The following is a 23573-nucleotide window of genomic DNA, read 5'->3' as shown; positions in this document are numbered from 1 at the left end:
TCCATTAATCTTTTTGTCTGTTTTTAATCTTTGCTGCGTAGCCTTCTTTGTTCGTCTGCTTCTCTCGTGCAATCGCAAGTGAGTCTTCCGGAACATGTTTATTGATTGTGGAACCAGCTGCTACATACGATCCTTTGCCAATGGTCACAGGTGCAATCAAATTGGAATTGCATCCTATGAAAGCATCGTCTTCAATGGTTGTCAAAAACTTGTTCTTACCATCATAGTTCACTGTTATTGTACCACATCCGATATTCACCTGGCTTCCCACATGAGCATCACCGATATAACTTAAATGAGATACTTTGCTTTTTTCACCGATCGTTGCTTTTTTAACCTCGACAAAATTGCCGATTTTAGCATCATTGGCAATATCCGCCTCTGGACGAATATGTGCATAAGGTCCAATTTGAACCCGCTTGCCGATCCGGCTGTTTTTAGCAACGCTGTGTGTCACAACCGCTCCCTCATCGATCTCACAATCAATAATCTCCGTATGTGGACCGATTTGGGCATCAGCATGAATTACAGATTTGCCGCGTATAATGGTCCCTGGCTGGATGACGGCGTCTGCCTCAATCACAACATCCGGTTCAATGTACGTGTGATCTGGGTCAATAATGGCGACACCATTTTTCATATGCATATGGTTAAGGCGTTTTTTCATGACTTTTTCCGCTTCAGCGAGAGCTGCACGGTCGTTCACACCCAGCGTTTCGTCGGGGTCCGGAGTCATATAAGCACCGATCTTCTCACCCTTGTCCTTTAAGATCTCCACCACATCCGGCAAATAATACTCGCCTTGAGCGTTGTCATTGGATACATCCTGGATTGCTTTCCATAATGCAGCGTTATCAAAGCAATAGGTGCCCGTGTTGATTTCTGTCAGCAGCCGCTCTTCATTGCTTGCATCTTTATGCTCAACAATTCGTTCTACATGCCCATCTGCATCTCTGACAATCCGTCCATAACCTGTTGGCTCAGATACGTTGGTGGTCAGCACGGTTGCTTTTGCTTCGTTTCGCTCATGAAACTCGATGAGAGCTTGATATGTATCATGTGTAATAAGAGGGGTATCCCCGCACACAACGAGCGTTGTTCCCTGTTTATCTTTTAATATGTCTTCTGCCTGCTGTACAGCATGGGCTGTTCCAAGCTGTTCCTTTTGCACCACATAAGCACTTTGATTGCCTATTTGTTCTGAAACAGATTCCGCCCCGAACCCTACAACCGTTATGATTGAGTCAAGTTTTGCTGGTGTTAACTGATCAATGACATGCTGAACCATTGGTTTTCCCATTACAGGGTGCAGCACTTTATAGAGTTTTGACTTCATTCGTGTTCCCTGACCTGCTGCAAGTATCACTGCGTAGCGTTGTGTCATGAAGTAACCTCCATTCAATTTGTCCATTAAAATAATATCTTAAATAGCACGCCATTTCAACAATAAAGAAACAAAAACGGGAGCAGATCCTGAAGCTGAATGTAAAATGCAAAAAAGAAGTCTTATCCTGGTTGGATAAGACTTCTCTTTATACCTATTATGAAACGCCAGCTTCTTCGTAAGTTTCCTCTTCTTTCATTTCACCTGCGCGATTGTATTCAGCCAGAACAGCATCCTGGATCTTTCCGCGAGTTCCCGAATTAATTGGATGTGCGATATCCCTGAACTCTCCATCGGGTGTGCGCTTTGATGGCATAGCCACAAATAGGCCATTATTACCATCGATGACTCGAATATCGTGAACAACAAACTCGTCATCCAATGTAATCGAAGCAATCGCACGCATTCTTCCGTCTGTATTCACGCGGCGCAGTCTAACGTCAGTAACTTCCATAAGATGATCCACCCCTTTAATTTATATGAACCTATTTACTATATTCTACATAATCACATAAATTCCTCTTTTTAAATCAAAAAAATAATATTTTTTTTAGAAAAATACCACTATGTAAAAAAAACCTTCTTTATATGCGACTAATAAAGAAGGTTTAGGCATTATTTATTCTGTTGGATAATGTTACCAGGCTGGACAGAAATCCTACCCTGTCTGTCATCAACATCCATGATTTTAATTAAAGATGTGTAATCTTCTACAATGCGTTCATCTTCTTCATCATCGGCTTCAGCCAGAACACCTATAGCGGAAGGATTCGCATCAAATTCTTTCAGCAGATTAATCATACCGGTTATGGTACCTCCTGCTTTCATAAAGTCATCGACGATACATACATTTGAGCCAATTGTCAGGCTCCTTTTCGGCAGTACCATCGTCTGAATCTTTCGGGTCGCCCCTGAAATGTAATTGATGCTGACAGAGGATCCTTCTGTGACGATCGGGTCACGGCGGGCAATCACAACTGGAACCCCGAGATATTGGCCCACAGCGTATGCCAGTGGTATGCCCTTAGTGGCAACAGTCATGACGAGGTCGATATCACGATCTGCAAACTCTGAAGCAAACGTACGTCCAATTTGCTGGACAGTATGAGGGTAGCCAAGAATATCACTCATATATAAATATCCGCCAGTTAAAAGGCGTGAAGGGTCTTCCAGCTGTTTGCACAGCCCGCCGATAAAATCATGAATGTTGTCATGAGACATGGAAGGGATATACTTAACACCGCCTTGCGCTCCTGCAGTTATATCCAGATATCCTGTGCCTTCAGCTGTAAATACGTCATTGAGTATACCCAAATCTTCACTGATGGATGTCTTTGATGCTTCCATTCTGGACACAAAAGACGAAAGCTGGATATGAGTATAGGGATTTTCTAAAAAAAACTGTGTTAACACGACCAAACGTTGGCTTCTTCTCATACTTACACCTCAGAACCGAATGTTTAGATCTAATATATCATTAATGTTCGGGTTCAGGCAATACTCATCCCATTATTCGCACCAATTTAACATCGTGGCAAAAACCGCTCAAACCGTTATACGCACGTCTCGCTTTGCTGTAATAGGGGGTCAGTCCATAAAGGGTAGGCCCGCTGCCACTCATCAATACACCTGGCATGTTATACTGCTGCATTTTACTTTTAATATGCTGGACCTGAGGATACATCTTTAATGTGACGGATTCCAGGTGATTGCCGATATGTGCGCATAACGCGTCCAAATTATTTGCTTTCAATGCATCCATAACGCCGGCGGTGTATGGAGGCGGTAATTGTGCTACATTCAATTGAGGAAAAACATTGCGTGTAGACACCCCAATGTCGGGCCTTGCCAGTACGACCCAGCAAGGCGGGGGCGCTGGTAATGATGTAATCGTTTCTCCCTTTCCTGTAGCGAGTGCGGTGTGCCCATAAACACAAAACGGCACATCTGAACCAATTTCAGCTCCCAAATCGGCTAGGTCATTCGTTGTAACAGTCTCAAGATTCCACAGCCGTCTTAACCCGCGTAAAACAGCTGCTGCATCACTGCTGCCACCGCCAAGCCCAGCAGACACGGGGATGTTTTTTTCAATGTGAATGTGAATGCCCTGGGAAATGCGGTATGTTTTTTTAAATAATTCGGCTGCTTTATAAGCAAGATTGCGTTCATCATTGGGGACATATTGATTGTCAGCCATGACCGTTATGCCTGTGTCCTGAACAGGATAAAGAGAGATCCGATCAGCGAGGTCAATGGTGGTCATGACCATTTCAACATTATGATAGCCGTCCGAACGTTTATTCAATATATCCAATGACAAATTAATCTTTGCCGGTGCTTTTTCGAAAAGGACCATCGCTCCTCACCCATTCGCAAGATTATATGTAAGATTGTATCATAATTCACATGTTTGATGTAGCAGAAAATCAATTGCTGCCCAAAATAACACAACAATTGGGTATAAATGAAAACAGACCCTGAATTATTCAGGGTCTGTTCATTTGCTCTTCTGCTATTTCGATGGCTCTTTTCACCATGTTTCCGGCATCCTTTGCTCTGATGCCACCCCAACCTTCCCGTTTAACCGTGTCGTAAAAACCCAATTCCCTGGCTATTTCTTCTTTCATCTGTTGTGACATGATTCCGCCGCGTCTCGCCACGTCAGACAACCCCTTTCACCTGAGTTTCCTGGCGACACACATAGTTTGTGCAGGATTGCAGAAATCACACCTGGCATATCCAGCCAAAGCTTATATGTCGCTGAAATCGTATTGCTTAAGGAGCTGGTCAAGCTTTAAAGCCTGTCCAATCTGACCATCAATTTTCAGCTTGCCCGTCATAAAAGCGGTTGTACTGTTTAACTCACCTTTTAGAAACGCATTAAAATGGGCGGTTTTCATTTTAAGAATGCACAACGGTTCTTTTTCTTTTGTTGTATAAACTGTGATTTCCCCATGGTCAAATTCGAGTTGGTAAACACCGTCTGTTTCATCTTTAAGCTGAACTTCATATACACCCTGCATATTCTGATGCGGTGCAGGGTTGTTTTTCAGTTTCTCTTCAATCGTTTGCCACATATTATGTACCGACTGTTCTGCCATATGCACTTCCCCCAATTATACTTAATATATGATACATCACTATTTGTTTACCTCTAAGGCCAGCTTATTTACTTTATAAAAAAACAAACAGTAAACGCGAGGGTTTACTGTTCGATGGCGATGACTTCTGATGTATCTTTGCTAAAACTAAGTTCTACGCTTTCTGTCAGTACGTCTGCATAGCTGTAAGAAACACGCTCGAATGCATTCTCATCCTGATCAAGTTCAACAACAAAAACGGACGGGTACATCTCTGCAAGTGTGCCTGTACGTTCTATCGTCTTTCTCCTGCCTCCGTTGGCTTTGAGTGTTAGGCGATCACCAATACGGCTTTCGAGATGCTGCTTAATTTCGATTAATGTTTTTCCCACTATACTCCACCTCACTGTATTGACTATACCACATTTTGGCATCGTAGTCAAATAAAATATTTAATTATAACAACACATTACAAACTGTGTCAATAGAGATACACGATTTGTCATTAATATTATTGCTAAATGTTAACAAAATATGTATCCCTATTGTTATTTTTTGTGATAGTGGAAAAAATATTGCCAACGCTTTAAGAAGAATGCTGTTGTTCGTCGTCTTCTTCGGTGGTATCTTTTTCATCATCGCCTTCTTGAATATGCGGTATGCCAGTTCGCAAAAACCCTTTTGTTTCAATGCCACCGACCCCTTTTTCGCCTGTCAGTGTATTGCGGAGTACATCCCAGACGTCAACCTTCTCCATGAAAGAGGTGTAGGCAATTCTGGCAGCGATGTATACCGGATCCAGCGCATGAATGTTGATTCTTGTGGGAGAGCTGGCAAAATTAGCACCTGCCCGGATAAGTTTTTCGAAGTGGGATTGGCATGCACCTGCAAAAATGACGAGTTCATCCAGCTGCGATACGGTCTCTCGAGCTTTGCGAACCGTTTCAACGAACTCGTAAGAATGCCGGTAAGCACGCAAGTCATTCCGCTTGCCTTTATTTCTGGAATAAGAGTCATGGCCGGTAATGACAAGAATATCAGGTCGGATTTTCTCAATTAAAGACGATACTTGCTGGGACATTTCCTTTTCGTGAACGTGGACCCCGTGGACGTGCAGACCAAGCTGCTGATAAAGCTGGACGCATTTACGCAAATAAACTGGATCTCCGTCTATATGGAGTACTTGTGCTGGCAGCTGAAAAAACGATATATCCTTGTTATAGCCTTGCGTGGATTCATACTCACGTTTTTCTTTTAACAGCTGATAATCCTGCCTGAACAATCTGTATGAATACATTTCATGTTTGCGGCTTGTTTCCCGAATCTCCCGCACTTCCTTCTGATCAGCTTTTTTTAAATCATCCAGTGGTGCATCTGCTTCCAGTCGCAGCTCTTCACCATGAAGAATCGCATTCTGATTTTGAATGGAAGCAACTCTGAACAACAGGTCATGACCATAAGAAATCCGTGTCACCAATTCACCTTGTGCCAATTGCATATCATCACCTCACCGCCCTTTCCCGAATACACATTGACCTTGACAATCAGCCTATGCGAGTTTGGAAAAATAAGTGACAGATAACGTGAAGTCGTTGCTCTTTTTTTCTCCATAAAAAACAGCGTCTGATCATGAGACGCTGTTCTTGTGTTTAAATACGGTTTAATTTTGTGTCGCCTGGACGAATGTATTGGTCAGTTGGGCAAATTCCTCCATGCTGAGTGATTCCCCACGTCTGGTGCCATCAATTCCTGCCTCTTCCAGCAAGTCAGTGATCGCTTGTTTATCAAGGCGTTGTTTGTAAAAAGCATTAAGGTTATTTCGAAGTGTTTTGCGCCTTTGGGCGAAACTCGCTCTGACCAAGGTGAAAAAAAGATCCTCATCGACCACGTCAACAGGCGGCGTTTGTCGTTTTACAAGTTTCAAAATGCTTGAGTCCACATTGGGTTGCGGCATAAACGCGGTTTTGGGAACCGTCATGACGACTTGGGCTTCGGTATAATACTGGACAGCAATTGACAGGGAGCCATAACTTTTTTGGCTCGGAGAAGCAGCCATACGCTGGGCAACTTCTTTCTGGATCATCACCGTCAGCGTTGATACAGGAAGATCTTCATGCAGCAATTTCATTAGGATGGGTGTTGTAATGTAATACGGCAGATTCGCTACGACGTGAACGGGCTGCTCAGGATGAAAATGCGCCTTGATCGCTTGATTGACATCTGCCTCCAGAATGTCTTGATGAACCACAGAAACATTATCATAATCGCTTAATGTGTGCTTAAGTACCGGCAAGAGCCGCTGATCAATTTCAAAGGCTAGCACATGGTCTGAATGAATAGCAAGTTGTTCAGTCAGGGCGCCGATGCCAGGCCCGATTTCAATGACACCTGATGTTTGATCGATACCAGCATGATGGATAATATTTTCTAGGATATTGACGTCAATCAGGAAATTTTGTCCCAGACTCTTTTTAAATGTGAACCGATATTGATCTAAAATCTGTTTTGTCTGTGTCGGTGTGGCAATATACTTTTTACGACTCATCTGTATGTTCCTCCTGCGTTATGGCTGTCATGGCCGCATCCAGTTCTGATTTTGTAATCTGGAACATCGTCAGCCGTTTGAGAAGCTGTTTGCCATTGGTATGTCCAATTTTAAGCAACGACCCCAGCCGCTCACGCCGTTTAGCCGCTTCTTTTCCGCCAATCAGGCCGTGCATGACAAGATCCTCGCGAGAGATGTCACTGGTGTATTCGGGCTGGCGCTCATACACCGCATCCAGGGCTTGCTTGATCGCTTCAGGTGAGGCATGTTCAATGCCAAGACTTGCTTTCGAATGCCGTGTTGAACGGGCTTCATCACGTTCGATAAAAGCATGCTTGCATCCTGGCACTGCTTCGTCAATCAAGCTGCGAATGCGCTGGCCAGGATAATCCGGGTCAGTAAATACAATAACCCCACGCTTAGCTTGTGCATGGCGGATTTGTTCCAGAATTGTGTTGTTTAAAGCTGATCCATTGGTTTCAATCGTGTCTGCCGCAATGGCACGCTTAATATTAGCCGTGTCATCGCGCCCCTCAACGACAATGACTTCTTTAATTCTCACTGGGGTACCTCTTTCTATATTCATCTGCATTAATGGCTGAATTTATTATATTGCTGTTTATATCTAAGTACTCAGGGTAAAGTACCACTAAGAAAAATAATACCCCTGTCATAGAATCATGACAAGGGCTTTATGTTAATCAAGTATTTTTACTTTGACTTTTTTATATCCAAAACTCATTGCCTGGCTTTGTGAAGGCACATGGAGATCAATCCGGTTGCCTTTGATGGCGCCGCCAGTGTCAGCAGCTACTGCAATACCGTAGCCTTCAACCCACACTCTGGTGCCGAGCGGAATCACATTTGGATCCACTGCAACGACCTTTTTATTTGGATTGGCTTTTAAATTGATGCCGGTCCGGGTCACGCCGGAACACCCGTTACAATAAGCTGAGTAAGCTGTTGCAGTCATGGTCATTGTTTTGCTGCCATTGGAAGGTTCCTGTTTGGACGACTTTGATGCATTTGATGTCTTTGAAGTATTTGTATGATTGCTCTTCTTATCGGCCAACGTTACAAGGTTCTGTTTAGGTTCTTTCGTTCCGACAGCAATAACCTTGTTTGAACTTTCTTGAACAACGTCCTCTTTCACAAGGTCGCGTGAAACTTCTTCACCGTTTTCCATGGTGATTTCGTACGTTTTGACAACTTTGCCCTCATTACCTTTGCTGACAACCTTCTTTTTCCCTTTTTCAAGTGAATTGTCATGCTTTGTTTCTGTTTTGAATGGAACGTTATGCTCAACCTCTTCAGATTGTTTTTCCACTCTCGTAATGGCGATGGTAGTGTCCTCATTCAATTTTTTACCAAGCTTCGGCTTAACTTTGTCCAGATCACCTATGTCAATTTTTTCTTCTTTAAGCAATCCTTTGATGGTCCCTCCGGTCGTCCAGACGTTTTTCTTCTTTCCACCGTCGTTAATGGCAACCTGGAATGCTTTGTCTATTGTGATCGTTTCTCCGTCTTCTACTGCTTTATCCAGATCAAGTGATATATCATCTTTTTCATTATAAGCTATGTTATGTTCTTTAAGGAATTCTTGAATGGTTTCTGTAGTTGTGTAGTAGGTCTTATCTTCTCCATCAATGGATAATGTAACTTCTTTAGCTGTTTCATAATCGATGGTCATGCCGTCTTCAACCTTGTCTTCCGGTGCATGGGACAGATAATCGTGCTCGCCGACTGCTATATCGATGTCATCCAGCAGCACACTTACCGTATCTGCATGTGTGTTCACCGTCTGAGTCTCATCATTCGCATGAACGGTTACTTCGGCCTTTGAGGATTCATACACCATATACCCCGCGAACAATGCAAGCATCATGACACCTATTCCTGAAACAACCAGCTTTAACTTTGCGGCTGGCAAGAGCTTGGAAATATTTTTCATGCTTTTGCCTCCTTTCAACGACTCCGATTATATTAGGGTCCTAAAGTAAAGTCAAAGCCAGGAGGGTTACGTTTGGTTTACAAACATATTACAGGTTTGGAGAAAGAGTTTGAAGTGTTGTCACGACCGGGTTTAGAGGGGATTTCAAAAAGAAGAGTTACTGGATTTTTTTAGGGGGGAATTGCATTTTTTAAGGTGGACAAGGTGTTTTTTTACATTGAAATGACCGAGCCATTGTCTGACCCGGTCTTCAAATTCTGCTTACTTTTTATGAGGGTTTATATTAAATAATCGAAATGCATTTTCAGTTGTTATTCTCCCGAGTTCCTTGACATCCACCCCGCGCAACTCGGCAATTTTTTCCGCAACGAGTGCGACATAGGCTGGCTCGTTTCGTTTACCCCTGTTTGGATGAGGCGCAAGAAACGGTGCATCCGTTTCGATGAGCAGTCTGTCCCCCGGTACAATTTTAGCAACTTCTTTTGGCATTGTGGCATTTTTAAATGTGACAGGGCCTCCTAATGAGATATAAAAATTCATATCAAGGCAGGTTTGCACATAATCTGCAGAATCATTGTAACAATGCATAATGCCGCCAACTTCTGCAGCATTTTCTTCCTGAAGCACTGTTATAATGTCCTCAGTTGCTTCTCTATTATGAATGATAACCGGCATATTGAGTTTTTTGGCGAGCCGGATCTGCTTGGCAAAGACGGTTTTCTGTACGTCATGGGGTGATTTATCCCAATGATAATCAAGGCCCATTTCACCGAGTGCAACCACTTTTGGATGGGCTGATAATTCCTCAATCCAGTTTAGATCTTCTTCGGTCATATCGATTGCATCAACTGGGTGCCAGCCAACCGCGGCATAGATAAAGTCATATTGTTCCGCGATTTCAATAGCCAAAGGAATTGTTTTACGGTCAAAGCCGACGACGACCATATATTCCACACCAGCTGCCCTTGCCCGCTCAATCGTTTCCTCGCGATCCTCCATAAACTGATCCGCATTCAAATGCACGTGCGTATCAAAAAGCATCTCATCACTTCCTTTTAAAAATTAGACTTTTACTATTACTGAATTAAGACACAGCATTCATAAACTGCGAACTAACTAAGCAGATGTTATGACTGCTCCTGGCAACCGCTCGGGGAAAACACTCCGCGTTCCGTGGGCGCTGCTGAGCCTCCTCGCGCTAACGCGCTTGCGGGGTCTCACCGAGGCTTATCCTCCCACTGGAGTCTCCGTGTTTTCCCCGAGCTTGGTGAGAATGCAAAACTTTCTCTATTACTTTTGTAAGCAGAACGGTCAAAGCACTGTTTTAACATAAAGTGATTGGAGCGGAGGGAAGTCGACTCCTGCGGGAACAGCACGAGTCCGCAGACCCCGCAGCGGTGGTTTTTCCGCGAGGAGGCTGAGGCCGTGCCCGCGGAAAGCGACTTCCCGCAGCGCAAATCACGATACTCTCATTGTAGTGGTTAGTGTCATTCTCGTTAAGTAAGTGAGGTTTCTTCTATAATATTAGATTCTAGTTTTCTCTATGTCGCAGTTTATGTCGATTATTGGTCAAGGTTAGATGTAAAATCAACTTCCCTGGGGAAGGAACTGTAAATTTGAAAAGGCTGCCTTCTGAACAGGCAGCCTTTTTGGGTTGGAAAATTGGACGTTTGTATTACTTCACAACTGAGCCGTTCGGCAGTGTTTGTTCTACCGAGGCCAGTGCCAGTTTTCCATTTTCGTCTTCACCGCTCAGAATCATGCCCTGTGACATTTCCCCGCGCAGTTTCACTGGTTTTAGGTTTGTAACACAAATGACTTTTTTGCCAACGATTTCTTCTGGGTCATAATGCTCGGCAATGCCTGAGACAACCTGGCGCTTTTCTGACCCAAGATCAAGCTGCAGCTTCAGAAGTTTGTCGGCTTTTTTCATTCGATCGGCTTTGACCACTTCGGCTACACGCATATCGAGTTTCATAAAGTCGTCATAGACAATTTCTTCTTTTTGCGCTGGCTGTTCTGCTTTTTGAGATTTTTTCTCAGGAGCGGTTTTGGCCATCATACCTTTTATTGTTTCAACTTCCTTTTCCACGTCGAGTCTCGGGAACAGCTGTCCTGATTTCTGGACCTGTGTGCCTTCTTGGATGAGGCCATTTTCACTGAGGCGGTCCCATTCCATCAGGGATTCGTCCTGAATGCCAAGCTGTTTGAAGATTTCTTTCGGTGACTCTGTCAAAAATGGCTGAAGCATAACAGCTGTCTTTCTGAGTGTTTCAGCCAAATGGGCCATAACATTGCCGAGACGCTCACTGTTGGCTTCATCGCGAGCAAGTACCCACGGTTCATTTTCATCAATATATTTATTGCTGCGGCTAATCAATTGCCAGATCGAAGACAAGGCAACAGAGAACTCCATGTTCTCCATGGCTTCTTCCACGTGTTTAGTCGTGTCATTAGCGAATGTCTCAAGGTCTGTATCGACTTCTGTCTCACCTTGACGGAATGCCGGGATGCAGCCGTCAAAATATTTGTCGATCATCGCAACAGTCCGATTCAGCAGATTGCCCAAATCATTGGCTAGATCATAATTGGTCCGCTCGACAAATCCTTCCGGGGTAAATACACCATCATGTCCAAAAGGCACTTCCCGCAGCAGGTAATATCTCAAGGCGTCCAGCCCGTAGCGATCGACAAGTTTCACAGGGTCAACCACATTGCCCTTGGACTTGGACATCTTGCCGTCGCGCATCAAAATCCACCCGTGTGAGAAGATCTTCTTCGGCAGTGGCAGGTCGAGTGCCATCAGCATAATTGGCCAATAGATTGTATGGAAACGGACAATTTCTTTACTCATCAGATGCACATCGGCTGGCCAGTATTTCTGAAACAGCTCATCATTATCGGTTCCGTAGCCGAGAGCTGTGATATAGTTGGTCAACGCATCGATCCAAACGTAGATCACGTGCTTCGGGTTGCCCGGAACTTTAATGCCCCAGTCAAATGTTGTCCGAGAGACGGCCAGATCACCCAAGCCCGGCTTGATAAAGTTGTTGAGCATTTCATTTTTCCGGCTTTCCGGCTGAATGAAACCAGGGTGCTGCTCATAATAATCGACGAGCCTGTCGACATACTTGCTCATCTTAAAGAAATACGACTCCTCTTTGACTTTCTCAACCGGACCGCCGCAATCGGGACAATGACCGTCATCAAGCTGGCGTTCGGTGAAAAAGGATTCGCAGGACGTACAATACCACCCCTCATATTCATCGAGGTAGATATCACCCTGTTCCATTAACTGGGCAAAAATTTTCTCAACGATCTCTTTATGACGCGGTTCTGTCGTACGGATAAAATCATCATTCGTGATTTTCAGTTTTGTCCAGAGGGCCTTGATGCGGCCGATCATGTCATCCACATAAGCTTGTGGTGTTACACCGTTTTCTTCGGCTTTACGCTGGATTTTCTGACCGTGTTCATCAGTTCCTGTCAGATATCTTACATCATAACCTCTGAGGCGCTTATACCGTGCGATCGCATCACCTGCAACAGTGGAGTACGCATGCCCGATATGAAGATTGCCGCTAGGGTAATAGATCGGTGTTGTTATATAAAAAGTCTTTTGATCACTGGTCATGTTCATCCTCCTTAAATCGTGTAGAAAGTTCAGGGTAAAAACTACTTCCTATTGTAGCGATTTTTCATTTATAATGCCACATTTGGCTTTTATGTAATACAAAACAGGGTTCATCTATGTTCTTTTTGGGTATCTATATATATTGACGGGTGCAACATTTATTGATACGATGTTAAAAATCTTTTTCTCACAATACAAATAACCATCCAACAGGAGGCACAGCTTATGAAATCAACAGGCATCACGAGAAAACTTGATGAGCTCGGCCGGATTGTCATACCAAAAGAACTCAGGACTTCACAAGGTATTGCATCAGGAGACACCATGGAGATCTATGTAGACGGGGATCATATTATATTAAAAAAATATGAACCTAAACTTGCATCCCATATCTCCGGTGAGGTATCTGAAGACAATTTGCGGCTCGCAGATGGTAAGCTTGTCCTAAGCCGAAGCGAAGCCAGAAAGATTGCTCAGGACATTAACGAATATTTTGGAGAATCCAACTAAAGATTGGCATATGCCAGTCTTTTTTTTATGGTTTACCCTTCAACATGATAGGCCTGATACACGTCCCGTTTCGGAATGTGACGGTCTTTAGCCACTTGTTTGACTGCTTCTTTACTTGTCATGCCTTCACCATCGATATAATGCTGAACATGGTCTTTAACCTCATAGGAAGCCCACCAGTCTTCTGCTGCCGTTTGCTGATCTGCTTCATCCGCTCCTTCAACCACTATACAAAACTCACCCTTCAACGCTTCATCATCAGCCCATTCCAGCACCTCTTGAGCCGTGCCCCGAATATATTCTTCAAACCGCTTGGTCAATTCCCGTGCGAGCACCACTTGCCGCTCGCCCAGCACGGAAGCGATCGCCTGCAACGTGTCCTTTACTCTAAAAGGGGATTCATAAAAAACCATCGTTGCCCGTTGGCTTTTTAAGCGCTCCAACTCCGTCTGTTTGTCCTTCTTTTTTCTCGGCAAAAACCCGATAAACGTAAATTCAGAAGCAGGAAGACCTGATCCGACGAGTGCCAGGAGTGCTGCGTTGGCCCCAGGGAGCACCACGACAGGCAGGTTTTCTGCAATCGCCGCCTGCACAAGCGCTTCGCCTGGGTCTGAAATCCCAGGCATGCCGGCATCACTCACCAGGGCTATGTTCTCACCTGCTGCCAGACGGGAAATAAGCTCAGCTTCACGCGCGCGTTTATTATGTTCATGATAACTGACAAGGGGAACTTTAATATTAAAATGGGTGAGCAATCGTCTCGTATGTCGTGTATCCTCAGCAGCGATAGCGGCAGCTGTCTCCAGAACTTTCAGTGCCCGGAATGTAATGTCTTCCAGATTGCCAATTGGGGTCGGCACGATATAAAGCGTTCCTCCCTGTGCGGCATCAAAGCTTTTTTGGATCTGCATAAGCGTGCGGCTCCCCTTCCTGTCTGATCAAATCAAGCTTGGCGCTTCTTGACAGCTGCTTGATCTGATATTCTATCTGCATGGCTTCTTCTTTTGTCGAAAACGTTTTTCTAAGCGCAACTTTGAATGGGCCCCTGCCACGGGTATATTTAGCCCCTTTCCCATCTTCGTGAACCTTCAATCGCTTGGCAAAATCATTCGTATAGCCTGTATACAGTGATCCGTCTTTGCATTCGAGCATATAAACCGTATGCACTTTATCCACGGATGATCGCCTCGGCTTCGTCCGTATAATCACCTGCATGGTTGTATATGTACAGCGGCGGCAGAATTTTTAAGTCGGGTCGTCCGTCCCTGACTGCTTCAATTAAAAGCATGTTCGCTTCCCGCCCCTGTTTCGGATAAATAAATCTGAGTCGCTTAGGTTCCAGCTTGTACTTTCGGAATAAAGTGATGATATCCACCAGTCTGCCCGGTCGATGGACCATCGATACCTTGCCACCCGGTCGCACGTGAAGCTTACAAGCCTTTATCACATCTTCTAGTGTGCAATACAATTCATGACGGGCAATGGTTAAATGTTCGTTCAGATTATGTTCTGTTGCAGCAGGGGTTTTAAAATAGGGCGGATTGCAGGTCACCACATCGTAGCTGCTATGACCTAACACAGGTTGAAGCTCTTTCAAATCCCCCTCAAGCACTGTGATGCGCTCGTCCAAGTGATTCAACTTCACATTCCGTCTTGCCATATCCACAAGGCGGGGCTGAATGTCGACAGCAGTTATCTCAGCCTGTGTGCGTCGCGACAAAAGGAGGGGGATGATCCCATTGCCTGTTCCAAGATCCAGAATGCGTCCTCTTTTTATAGGCATATAAGCGAAATCTGCCAGTAAAACCGCATCCAGTGAGAATGAAAATACACTGGGGCTTTGGATGATCTTCATTGACTCATCAGCTGTTGCATAATCGATTCGCTCGTCATCATATAATTCACACATGAAAACCATCCATTTCTTTTTGATTTGAGAAAGCTGCCCCGCACGATGCGGGACAGCTTTTATGGCAGTTTACTTCGTCTTGTTCAAAAATTCAAGGCAAAACAGACAATCTTTATCCATGCGCGGACTTCCAAAATGGACGTTGCATATATGAAAACCTTCCTCATACAGCCGGGCGAGATTATCATAGCCTTCACCGGGGATTTCAGTGAACCCTTTTTTCATTTCTTGGTCAGCTTCTTGTTCAACTTCTGCATCCAGACGATTTCGCAAATGATGGTTTTCCATCTCGAGGCGGTTGTTTTCCTCAAGAACATGCCTCAGCTTCTTTTTCAAGTCGCCAAGCTGCTCATACAGTTCCCCGATTTGCTTTTCCATGTCTGAGACTTGGTCAAATATTTCCCCTTTTTTCATGCTTCTCTCACCCCACTATTTTGTGGCTTGGGCAGTTATAATACCTTCTTCGATGAGTTCATCCACGGTGTATTCGATCACACGTTCATTCTCGCCGCCAATTGCGATCTGCACAAGCTTCTCAAGCATATTCAGCCCAACAACCTTTCCGTTTCCATATGCTGTTGAGACTGAGGTGCCCATGTCCGGTAGCTCTCGTTTTGCCTCTTCGTACTGATCATTCTCATACTTCAGGCAGCACATCAGCCGTCCGCAAAGCCCGGAGATCTTCGCCGGGTTAAGAGAGAGGTTCTGATCCTTGGCCATCTTAATAGACACAGGTTCAAAGTCCCCTAAAAATGTGGAACAGCAAAGCATGCGCCCACAAGGACCTATTCCGCCAAGCATTTTCGCTTCGTCACGTACACCGATTTGTCTCAGTTCAATACGCGTTTTGAACTGGGCAGCCAAGTCTTTTACGAGACTTCGGAAATCGACCCGGCCTTCTGCTGTGAAATAAAAAATGATTTTATTGCGATCAAATGTAAACTCCACGTCGACCAGATTCATATCCAATCCGTGTCCTGTAATCTTATCGGAACAGGTTTCGAGCGCTTCTTTCGCTTCCTCGTTGTTTTCAAGAACCGTCCGTTTATCGGCTTCATCAGCTAAACGGATGACTTTCTTCAAAGGAAGCACAACATCTTCCTCATCGACTTCGCGTTTTGCCATTACTGCCTTACCAAACTCAATCCCCCGGGACGTTTCAACGATCACATAATCATTTGTGCTGATCTCATGCCCGGCTGGATCGAAGTAATATATTTTACCCGCCTTTTCAAAGCGGACACCTATAACTTCAATCAAATTTGTTCACCTCTGTATTTGAAGTGCCAGCTGTTCCATTACAAGCGTCTGATGCACATTTTGCTGAAGCTGCCGTTTCGCCGCAAGAATATCCTGTAAAACGCGAAGCAGCTTCTCTTGGGTGAATGTCATAACACCTTGTTCGATTCGTTCATCTTCAGGTGAGAACACGACAAGTCCATCCCATTTATCCAAATGCGCATACAATATGTCCCGATATGCAAGCAGTAATAGATCCAGCCCACGTTCCTGTTCTTGTCTGTCTTTAAAATGCGGCATCCAGCGGTTATGTACAAACAAGTACAGATCCTTTGGCTGGGTACAGGATATTTCCATCCATTGTATCATTAATTTTCGCGCCTCTGCAAACCACACATCTTCTTGAAGCGCTTCAGCTTCGGTCTTATTGTTCGTTATTTCACTTAGCAGTCTGGCACTTTGTTCATTGACACCTTCTGCAACAAGCTGTTTTCGAAATGCTGCAGGATCAAGTGGTTTTAAGTCGATGAGCTGACACCGCGAGCGAATGGTTGCAAGCATAGCCTGACTATTTTCCGTCAACATAAATGCGGTCGTCTCCATCTCGGGCTCTTCAAGGAATTTCAGTATACGGTTGGCTGCGTTATTCGTCAGTGTATCAGCTCGCTGGATCACATAAACTTTCTGACTGGATTCGAGAGCCGAGTAAGCAAATTCTTTCTGGAGGTGATCAATCTGATCTTTTTTAATGGACTGTCCATCTGGAACAATCTGATGAACATCCGGGTGGTTGCCTGTTGCAATGCGCCTGCAATCGACACATTCTCCACACGGATCCACCCCTGATTTATGAGTACAAAAGAGGGTTTGTGCCGTCAAAAGGGCGAGCGCTTCCTTGCCGGTTCCGCGCGCGCCCTGAATCAGATAGGCATGTGACATACGCCCTCTTTTGAAGCTGTTCGTCATAATTTTTGCTGCGAGCGGCTGTGTTGCCGCCATATCGCTCCATGTTTTCATACAGAGACTTCCCTTGTTATCGTTATGCTTTCAAATTAATCAGAAGACCTTTAATTTCACCGATTGTCCCAAGCAGATCGACGGTCTTTTTCTCCTGATTCATCACATCTTCCGTAAGCATCATCAGTTTCTCGTCCACTTGTCTGACGATGGCCAGTTTTTGACTGTTGCCCTGCATATTAAAACTATGGTCATGCTTTAATTCAAGCGCATTGCCCACGGTTTTTTTCAGGAATTGTTTTACCATTAATTTGAACTTAGCCAGATCTTTAAAAGACCGGTATCTGGCCAGTCTATCACCTTGAAGCGTGATATCTTTCATCAGCTGAGCAACTTCCTGCTGCTCCAATTTCACAGAGCTCGAGCGGACCAATTGATCAAACGGAGTTTTCCCAGCATGGGTACGGGCTGACTTTTTCAAAGATGTATCCAGTTGTGACGCCATTTCCTGATTGATCTTCATAGATTCGACCCCTTGTGTTTACGACACTGCGTTAAAATTGGAAGAACGATTCAATCGGCAGGATGAATACAGTAGCGCCGCCGACTTCGACCTTGACTGGCTTCGGTATATAAGAATCCGCATTGCCGCCCATCGGCGAGATCGGTGCCACCATTTGTTCACGCTGTGAGCAATTGTCGCGAATCACTCTGAGCGCCTCCTCAACATATTCATCTTCACACCCGATCATTAAAGTTGTGTTGCCTTCTTTTAAAAAACCGCCTGTTGTTGCCAGTTTCGTCGTTTTGAAATTCTCTTCACCCAGTGCATCACCGAGTCGATTAGAATCCTTGTCCTGAACAACGGCTATTAACAGTTTCAACGTTTTTACCTCCCATGTGTTTTGGATTGGTTCAGATACGCCACCACATAAGTGAGAGCCGCCTCTGTAACCTGTTCTTGTGTTTGAGATGCATCAACCATCACAATGCGGTCGGCAAACTGCTCGGCCAGTGTATGATAGGCCGTATGAACACGCTGGTGAAATGCCAAATTCTCCATATCTAAACGGTTCATTTCCCGGTGTTCATTCGCCGCAATGCGTTTTAATCCTTCTGCAGGGTCAATATTAAACAGAAGGGTCAGATCCGGCATGGCGTCATCAATGGCAAACTGGTTGATCTTGAACACATCTTCCATATTCAGTCCGCGGGCGTATCCTTGATAGGCAAGACTGGAATCAATAAATCGGTCACAAAGCACAATTTTGCCTGCTTCCAATGCCGGCAGGACCTTTTCTACTAGATGCTGACGCCGTGATGCTGCATAAAGCAACGCTTCTGTACGGGCATCCATCATCGTATGGGCGGGGTCAAGAATTACATTGCGAATGGTCTCGGCAATGTCAATCCCGCCAGGCTCCCGGGTCGTCACAACATCATATCCTTTTTCAGATAGGATTGTGCCCAATCTGGTCAAAACCGTCGTCTTGCCAGCCCCCTCCCCACCTTCAAGTGTTATAAAAGAACCTTTCACATGCGTTACTCCCTTTAGTCCTTCATCTTTAAGGAAGGATCACTTCATTATATGTTCAAGAAAGGGAAAAATTTCATCCCCTTATCAAGTTCCAAAGCTGTATAACTACTTCTAATATAACATAAACAAACTGTCACATCTATTATATGTTTCGATTGTTAATAGATGCGAGACTGAGTCCAATTCGTTTAAATGTTTTCGTGTGGGATAGTTATTTAAGGCACAGTATACGTAAACTGCGAACTAACTAGGTAGATTTAATTTGGGATTTTATGACTGCTACTGGCAACCGCTCGGGGGAAAACACTCCGCGTCCAGTGGGCGCTGATGAGCCTCGGGCCCACAGGATGTGGGTCATGAAGGCGTTGCGACAGGACGTCGCGGTTTTAGCCTTCCTTCCCCTACTGCGCGCTGTGGGGTCTCATCTAAGCTTTTGCTCCCACGGGAGTCTCCGTGTTTTCCCCGAGCTAGATATGAGAGGTTATTCTCTAACTCTTATGTGAGTAGAACCGTCCAAGCCTCTGAATTAAATAAAGTGATTTGAGCGGAGGGAAGTCGACTCCTGCGGGAACAGCACGAGTCCGAAGACCCCGCAGCGCTACACTAAGGATGGTCGACTAAAACCGTCCTTTGCGGACAACGTCGACATACCCCTTGCCGGGGCAAGGAGGCTAAGGCCGTGCCCGCGACTAGAAGACACTGTGAAAGTGGGTTTCTTGAACAAATGTCGCACTTGAGCTGTGATAAAGTTAAAGCGACTTCCCGCAGCGGAAATCACGACCCTCTCATCTTAAGTATAGCCAAGTTTTCATTAGTTCGCAGTTTGTGTCTACTGTTAGTTAGGATATTCAGCTGTGAATACAACCTTTTGCTGAAATGCACATTTATGATGTAAAAAAAGCGCCTTTGCTGAGTTTTCAGGCAAAGGCGCTTTTAATCTAGGAATATAGTGTTGGTTGGGTAATTGGTTTTAGTTTTTTAAGGTAGTATTCGTACTTTTCCTCCCGGGGTTCTGTGTGAATCATATTGTGTTCACACTCTCTGCAGATGTATAAATGATATAGATGAATGCCGTGCTGTTTCCGGTCCTCACATATGGCGCACTGTTCTTCGAGTAAAACTTTTTGTTCCATGTCTCCCACCTCCGTTAGCCATAGTATGTCCAACAGAAGTGGCTGTTATACAGAAAATCTCTGAAACATGGAATCTTTTTTATCAGATGACAAATAAATGAATGGCAGCCAGTGATGCAACGCCGAACAAACCCAGGAAACCTGATATGACAGATGTAAACAGATTGATCGGAATATGCAGCCCGAATGCCCCTCCGAACACATTAAAGAAAAACAGAAACAGCACACCGATTCCCAATTTAATTGTACCTTGAGCAACCATGCGCATTGGCTTGACCGGCGCGCCAACGAACAATAGCAACACAATCATTGCCACCATAATGGATATTACCAATGTTGAGCTCATCACATCTCACCCCTCTGAAAACTTGTCCACTAGAAATATATGTGAGAGGAAGGAGAGATATAACTCCCACGGAAAATTCATGTGTCGTGCCTCGCTCCTTGTTTGATGCGCTAACGCTTTTATATGGAGCGCTCGCACCACTATTTGAAGCGTCCGCCTACTTATTTGATGCGCTCACGCCATTATTTGATGCGCTCGCCTACTTATTTGATGCGCTCACACCTTTATTTAAAGCGCTCGCCTACTTATTTGATGCGCTCACACCTTTATTTGAAGCGCTCGCCTACTTATTTGATGCGCTCACCTATCATCTTCTTTTCCTTACGTATAATTTCCAGCAAAAAAGCTAACCAGCAAAGAAATAATCCTTCTTTACTGGTTAGCTTCGATACATTAGGGCGCTGACGTTTCTATGCTTGGCTTCTTTGAGCAGGAAGAGGTATTTTGCTCTCGCCAGGTGCTCCATATATAATGTGTTCCATGACGGGTCAATGCTTTGTTCGGAAATGGCGTGCATTTTCTTCCAATCTTCTTCAAGCCTGAAAATGGCCCCTAGCAATTCTTGATCAATTTCCCGTTTTTTGATTCGTTTAGCCATGTCGTCACCTTATTCTATAAATCTCGTCTGCCTTCAAGTGCCTTTGATAAAGTAACTTCGTCGGCATATTCCAAATCTCCGCCTACCGGAAGACCATGGGCAATGCGGGTAGTCTTGATGCCTGAAGGTTTTACAAGCCGTGAGATGTACATGGCCGTTGCTTCTCCTTCAATATTGGGATTGGTTGCTAGAATCAGTTCTTCCACCTCTTCATTTTTTAACCGTTCCAAGAGGTCAGGCACATTAATATCCTCTGGGCCAACCCCATCCATCGGCGATATTGCCCCGTGGAGCACATGGTATCTGCCCCGATATTCTTTCATCTTCTCCATGGCGATGACGTCTTTTGGATCCTGTACGACACAAATAACAGACCCGTCTCGTGAAGTATCCTGGCATATGGCGCAAGGGTCCTGATCGGTAATGTTGCCGCAATTCGAGCAGTGTGTCAGCTCTCGGGTGGCGCTTACCAAGGCATTGGCAAATGCCAGCACATCGTCATCTTCCATATTGATGATATGAAATGCAAGCCGGGATGCGGTCTTAGGACCGATACCCGGCAATTTTGTAAAGCTGTCAATCAGTTTAGAAATCGGTTCAGGATAATACATCCAGGTTCCTCCTAGAACATTCCACCAGGCATATTGAGTCCTTTCGTGAATTGTCCCATAGTGTCATTTGTTTTATCGTCAATTTGTTTCAATACGTCATTTGTTGCTGCCAGTACCAGATCCTGAAGCATTTCCACATCGTCTGGATCGACAACATCTTCTTCAATTTTAACGTCTGTAATTTCTTTTTTACCATTCGCTGTTACGGTGACCATACCACCACCGGCTGATGCTTCAAACGACATTTCATGCAGTTCGTCCTGTGCCTGCATCATTTTCTTTTGCATCTTCTGCATCTGCTTCATCATATTGTTCATATTTCCCTTCATGGAAAACCCTCCTCATTTTAATTAAAAAGATCTATTATAAAATTACATTGCATCTGCTAGTCATGGATCTGCAACAGGTCATCCCCGACAAGTTTGCGAGCTTCCTCAATAAGGGGATCCTGCTCTTGTTCTCCGGAATCTTCTGTTGCGCTCTGTTCCTGATTCTTGAGATATTCTGTTCTGAGCTCCTGCCAGTCAGGAGCGGGAATAGGAATGATTTCCATATGCTTCCCAAGTTCTTGTTCAAGCACAGTTTCAACAACTTCGCGGTTATCAAGAAATAACGAGCAATGGATTTCGTACTTGAAGGCCACCACGAGAACGGACTCGGAAGCTGCTGCAGGTTTGCTGTCTTGAATGGTTGCGTGCGCCGGGGCACTTCTTGACTTCAAACTGTTTAAAAATCCAGCCCATTTACCATGAACATCCTTCAGGTTCGGCTTTGTTGCCTCTGCTAATACATGCCGTATGCGTTCATAAGGGACTTTATAGCCATTTTTATTCTGCCTTGCTGGTTGTCTGCGCCGCTCTGGAGCAGGAGTCGCGGCAGGCTGTGCATGCGCGGGAGCCTGCTGAAGCTTTTCCATCTGTTGTTCAAGTTTAGCCAATTTGTTTTGCAGGGCCTGAATCTCACCATGATCAACAGACGATTCAGCAGCTTGAGGCGCACCTGAGTCTGTAAGCCGGTTTGTAATCGCAAGCAGGGCCATTTCTATAAATACCTTTGGGCTGTTTGTCCATTTTAGTTCCTGCTGACACTGGTTCAAAGTCAGCATAGCTTCCTGCAGCCAATCATTATTCACTTCACTGACAAGGCCTTTAAACGCGTCATTGACAAAAGCGCGTTCCAGCCGGTCTTCCAAGGCAGGGGCGCTTTTATATAATAATGCGTCCCGTAAATAGTAAATCAAGTCAAAAACGAATCGCGCCGGATCTTTACCATTCTGTATCACATCATCCAAAAGCTTCAGCGCTTCATTCACATCACCATCGTGCATCGCTTTAACGACATCTGTCAGAATGTGCTGCGCAACCCCGCCAGTCACTGCTAAGACGTCTTCCATCCCGACATGCCCGTCACTAAACGACACAGCCTGATCGAGAATGCTCAGTGCATCCCGCATTCCACCTTCTGCAGCAAGTGCCACAGATTCAAGCGCTTCGTCTGCTGCATCTATATTTTCTTCCTGAATAATATAGTGCATTCGGTCGACCATGGCCTGTTTCGGGATTGGTTTAAAGTCAAAACGCTGGCAACGTGACAAGATGGTTAAAGGAATCTTATGTGGTTCGGTTGTCGCCAGAATAAACACCACATGTTTCGGCGGCTCTTCCAACGTTTTCAAAAGCGCGTTAAATGCACTTGTGGAAATCATGTGCACCTCATCAATGATATACACTTTATAAGGAACAGAGCTCGCAGCATATTTCACCTTGTCCCGGATATCCCGGATATCCTCAACGCTTGTATGTGACGCCGCGTCCATTTCAATCACATCAGAAATAGATCCGTCCTGAATCCCGCGGCATGCGGCACATTCATTACAGGGTTCTGCTGTGGGAGCCTGTTCGCAGTTAATCGTCTGGGCAAAGATCTTCGCTGCACTTGTTTTCCCTGTGCCGCGCGGGCCTGAGAAGACGTATGCATGGGAGAACTTTTGCTGAGTAATAGCGTTCTGCAATGTCCGTGTGATATGCGTTTGTCCGACGACATCCTTGAACGTTCTTGGCCGCCATGTACGGTATAATGCCTGATAGCTCATAGTATGCGTTCCCTTCAATAATATCTCTTTCATTATACCCGATATAG

General features: G+C 44.9%; 30 protein-coding genes. 2 read left to right on the top strand and 28 right to left on the bottom strand.

The genetic code is table 11. The annotated features are described in order from the left end of the window. Nucleotides 1–4: 4 nt before the first annotated feature. The 13 genes from glmU to metG all read right to left on the bottom strand — a co-directional run bounded on the left by glmU (nt 5) and on the right by metG (nt 12594). Nucleotides 5–1384, bottom strand: coding sequence for a bifunctional UDP-N-acetylglucosamine diphosphorylase/glucosamine-1-phosphate N-acetyltransferase GlmU (gene glmU / locus JNUCC1_RS08405; RefSeq protein WP_156644950.1), 1380 nt, complete (start codon nt 1382–1384; stop codon nt 5–7). Between the two features lie 157 nt (nt 1385–1541). Continuing rightward, nucleotides 1542–1838 carry a septation regulator SpoVG gene (gene spoVG, locus JNUCC1_RS08400; RefSeq protein ID WP_156644948.1) on the bottom strand — a complete coding sequence of 99 codons (297 nt, stop codon included), beginning with the start codon at nt 1836–1838 and terminating at the stop codon, nt 1542–1544. A gap of 161 nt (nt 1839–1999) precedes the next feature. After that, nucleotides 2000–2821 (bottom strand): pur operon repressor, encoded by an 822-nt coding sequence (purR, locus tag JNUCC1_RS08395; protein ID WP_156644947.1) that lies wholly within the window; start codon nt 2819–2821, stop codon nt 2000–2002. Nucleotides 2822–2885: 64 nt separating this feature from the next. After that, a complete protein-coding gene (gene ispE, locus JNUCC1_RS08390) occupies nt 2886–3740 on the bottom strand; it encodes a 4-(cytidine 5'-diphospho)-2-C-methyl-D-erythritol kinase (protein WP_156644946.1) in 855 nt (284 codons plus the stop codon). Between the two features lie 130 nt (nt 3741–3870). After that, entirely contained in the window at nt 3871–4044 is a 174-nt protein-coding gene (locus tag JNUCC1_RS08385; protein ID WP_331713672.1) for a small, acid-soluble spore protein, alpha/beta type, read from the bottom strand. Between the two features lie 90 nt (nt 4045–4134). After that, nucleotides 4135–4485 carry an SCP2 sterol-binding domain-containing protein gene (locus tag JNUCC1_RS08380; protein ID WP_156644945.1) on the bottom strand — a complete coding sequence of 117 codons (351 nt, stop codon included), beginning with the start codon at nt 4483–4485 and terminating at the stop codon, nt 4135–4137. 104 nt (nt 4486–4589) lie between these two features. After that, nucleotides 4590–4856, bottom strand: a complete 267-nt coding sequence (gene veg, locus JNUCC1_RS08375; protein WP_331713671.1) for a biofilm formation stimulator Veg — start codon at nt 4854–4856, stop codon at nt 4590–4592. A 194-nt stretch (nt 4857–5050) separates the two neighbouring features. Continuing rightward, nucleotides 5051–5962 (bottom strand): sporulation peptidase YabG, encoded by a 912-nt coding sequence (gene yabG / locus JNUCC1_RS08370; RefSeq protein WP_156644944.1) that lies wholly within the window; start codon nt 5960–5962, stop codon nt 5051–5053. Between the two features lie 162 nt (nt 5963–6124). Beyond that, nucleotides 6125–7009 (bottom strand): 16S rRNA (adenine(1518)-N(6)/adenine(1519)-N(6))-dimethyltransferase RsmA, encoded by an 885-nt coding sequence (gene rsmA, locus JNUCC1_RS08365; protein WP_156644943.1) that lies wholly within the window; start codon nt 7007–7009, stop codon nt 6125–6127. Next, nucleotides 6999–7571 (bottom strand): ribonuclease M5, encoded by a 573-nt coding sequence (rnmV, locus tag JNUCC1_RS08360; RefSeq protein WP_331713670.1) that lies wholly within the window; start codon nt 7569–7571, stop codon nt 6999–7001. The genes rsmA and rnmV overlap by 11 nt, the downstream gene beginning before the upstream one ends. 135 nt (nt 7572–7706) lie before the next feature. Next, nucleotides 7707–8960, bottom strand: a complete 1254-nt coding sequence (locus JNUCC1_RS08355) for a G5 and 3D domain-containing protein (protein ID WP_156644941.1) — start codon at nt 8958–8960, stop codon at nt 7707–7709. A gap of 261 nt (nt 8961–9221) precedes the next feature. After that, nucleotides 9222–10001: a TatD family hydrolase gene (locus JNUCC1_RS08350; RefSeq protein ID WP_156644940.1), complete on the bottom strand. Its 780-nt coding sequence runs from the start codon at nt 9999–10001 to the stop codon at nt 9222–9224. 634 nt (nt 10002–10635) lie between these two features. Next, nucleotides 10636–12594: a methionine--tRNA ligase gene (metG, locus tag JNUCC1_RS08345; RefSeq protein ID WP_156644939.1), complete on the bottom strand. Its 1959-nt coding sequence runs from the start codon at nt 12592–12594 to the stop codon at nt 10636–10638. Between the two features lie 225 nt (nt 12595–12819). Here metG and JNUCC1_RS08340 point away from each other — a divergent pair, with 225 nt between their 5' ends. Then, nucleotides 12820–13104, top strand: coding sequence for an AbrB/MazE/SpoVT family DNA-binding domain-containing protein (locus JNUCC1_RS08340; protein ID WP_156644938.1), 285 nt, complete (start codon nt 12820–12822; stop codon nt 13102–13104). Between the two features lie 32 nt (nt 13105–13136). Here JNUCC1_RS08340 and rsmI read toward each other — a convergent pair whose 3' ends face one another. The 11 genes from rsmI to JNUCC1_RS08285 all read right to left on the bottom strand — a co-directional run bounded on the left by rsmI (nt 13137) and on the right by JNUCC1_RS08285 (nt 20225). Continuing rightward, nucleotides 13137–14015: a 16S rRNA (cytidine(1402)-2'-O)-methyltransferase gene (gene rsmI, locus JNUCC1_RS08335; protein WP_156644937.1), complete on the bottom strand. Its 879-nt coding sequence runs from the start codon at nt 14013–14015 to the stop codon at nt 13137–13139. Then, nucleotides 13993–14280, bottom strand: a complete 288-nt coding sequence (locus tag JNUCC1_RS08330) for a GIY-YIG nuclease family protein (RefSeq protein ID WP_331713669.1) — start codon at nt 14278–14280, stop codon at nt 13993–13995. Before JNUCC1_RS08330 ends, rsmI begins: the two co-directional genes overlap by 23 nt. Next, on the bottom strand, nt 14273–15013 hold the full coding sequence (locus JNUCC1_RS08325; RefSeq protein ID WP_156644935.1) for a tRNA1(Val) (adenine(37)-N6)-methyltransferase: 741 nt from the start codon (nt 15011–15013) through the stop codon (nt 14273–14275). Before JNUCC1_RS08325 ends, JNUCC1_RS08330 begins: the two co-directional genes overlap by 8 nt. Before the next feature lie 69 nt (nt 15014–15082). Beyond that, the gene (gene yabA, locus JNUCC1_RS08320; protein ID WP_156644934.1) at nt 15083–15427 is read right to left on the bottom strand and encodes a DNA replication initiation control protein YabA; all 345 of its coding nucleotides are present in this window, start codon (nt 15425–15427) and stop codon (nt 15083–15085) included. 15 nt (nt 15428–15442) lie between these two features. Beyond that, nucleotides 15443–16273 carry a PSP1 domain-containing protein gene (locus JNUCC1_RS08315; protein ID WP_156644933.1) on the bottom strand — a complete coding sequence of 277 codons (831 nt, stop codon included), beginning with the start codon at nt 16271–16273 and terminating at the stop codon, nt 15443–15445. Nucleotides 16274–16279: 6 nt separating this feature from the next. Further along, a complete protein-coding gene (holB, locus tag JNUCC1_RS08310; protein ID WP_156644932.1) occupies nt 16280–17269 on the bottom strand; it encodes a DNA polymerase III subunit delta' in 990 nt (329 codons plus the stop codon). A gap of 22 nt (nt 17270–17291) precedes the next feature. Then, the gene (locus JNUCC1_RS08305) at nt 17292–17732 is read right to left on the bottom strand and encodes a YaaR family protein (protein WP_156644931.1); all 441 of its coding nucleotides are present in this window, start codon (nt 17730–17732) and stop codon (nt 17292–17294) included. 31 nt (nt 17733–17763) lie between these two features. Next, nucleotides 17764–18093, bottom strand: coding sequence for a cyclic-di-AMP receptor (locus JNUCC1_RS08300; RefSeq protein ID WP_156644930.1), 330 nt, complete (start codon nt 18091–18093; stop codon nt 17764–17766). Nucleotides 18094–18098: 5 nt separating this feature from the next. Then, nucleotides 18099–18746 carry a dTMP kinase gene (gene tmk / locus JNUCC1_RS08295; protein WP_331713668.1) on the bottom strand — a complete coding sequence of 216 codons (648 nt, stop codon included), beginning with the start codon at nt 18744–18746 and terminating at the stop codon, nt 18099–18101. A 938-nt stretch (nt 18747–19684) separates the two neighbouring features. After that, the gene (locus JNUCC1_RS08290) at nt 19685–19879 is read right to left on the bottom strand and encodes a sigma factor G inhibitor Gin (protein WP_156644929.1); all 195 of its coding nucleotides are present in this window, start codon (nt 19877–19879) and stop codon (nt 19685–19687) included. 82 nt (nt 19880–19961) lie between these two features. Next, a complete protein-coding gene (locus JNUCC1_RS08285) occupies nt 19962–20225 on the bottom strand; it encodes a pro-sigmaK processing inhibitor BofA family protein (protein ID WP_156644928.1) in 264 nt (87 codons plus the stop codon). Between the two features lie 98 nt (nt 20226–20323). On the opposite strand from JNUCC1_RS08285, the gene JNUCC1_RS08280 reads away from it, so the two are divergent. Continuing rightward, the gene (locus JNUCC1_RS08280) at nt 20324–20575 is read left to right on the top strand and encodes a hypothetical protein (protein ID WP_156644927.1); all 252 of its coding nucleotides are present in this window, start codon (nt 20324–20326) and stop codon (nt 20573–20575) included. A gap of 29 nt (nt 20576–20604) precedes the next feature. Here the strand turns inward: JNUCC1_RS08280 and JNUCC1_RS08275 are convergent, their stop codons facing one another. Genes JNUCC1_RS08275 through dnaX form a run of 4 tightly spaced genes read right to left on the bottom strand, consistent with a single transcriptional unit; the run spans nt 20605 to nt 23526 of the window. Beyond that, nucleotides 20605–20823: a YaaL family protein gene (locus JNUCC1_RS08275; RefSeq protein ID WP_156644926.1), complete on the bottom strand. Its 219-nt coding sequence runs from the start codon at nt 20821–20823 to the stop codon at nt 20605–20607. A 14-nt stretch (nt 20824–20837) separates the two neighbouring features. Then, entirely contained in the window at nt 20838–21434 is a 597-nt protein-coding gene (gene recR / locus JNUCC1_RS08270; protein WP_156644925.1) for a recombination mediator RecR, read from the bottom strand. 11 nt (nt 21435–21445) lie between these two features. After that, a complete protein-coding gene (locus tag JNUCC1_RS08265) occupies nt 21446–21763 on the bottom strand; it encodes a YbaB/EbfC family nucleoid-associated protein (protein WP_156644924.1) in 318 nt (105 codons plus the stop codon). Between the two features lie 56 nt (nt 21764–21819). Beyond that, the gene (gene dnaX, locus JNUCC1_RS08260; protein WP_156644923.1) at nt 21820–23526 is read right to left on the bottom strand and encodes a DNA polymerase III subunit gamma/tau; all 1707 of its coding nucleotides are present in this window, start codon (nt 23524–23526) and stop codon (nt 21820–21822) included. Between the last annotated feature and the right edge of the window lie 47 nt (nt 23527–23573).

The sequence above is a fragment of the Lentibacillus sp. JNUCC-1 genome, assembly GCF_009741735.1.
In the GTDB taxonomy this organism is placed as follows: Bacteria; Bacillota; Bacilli; order Bacillales; family Amphibacillaceae; genus Lentibacillus_B.
This window is presented reverse-complemented; position numbering and strand designations above follow the sequence as displayed.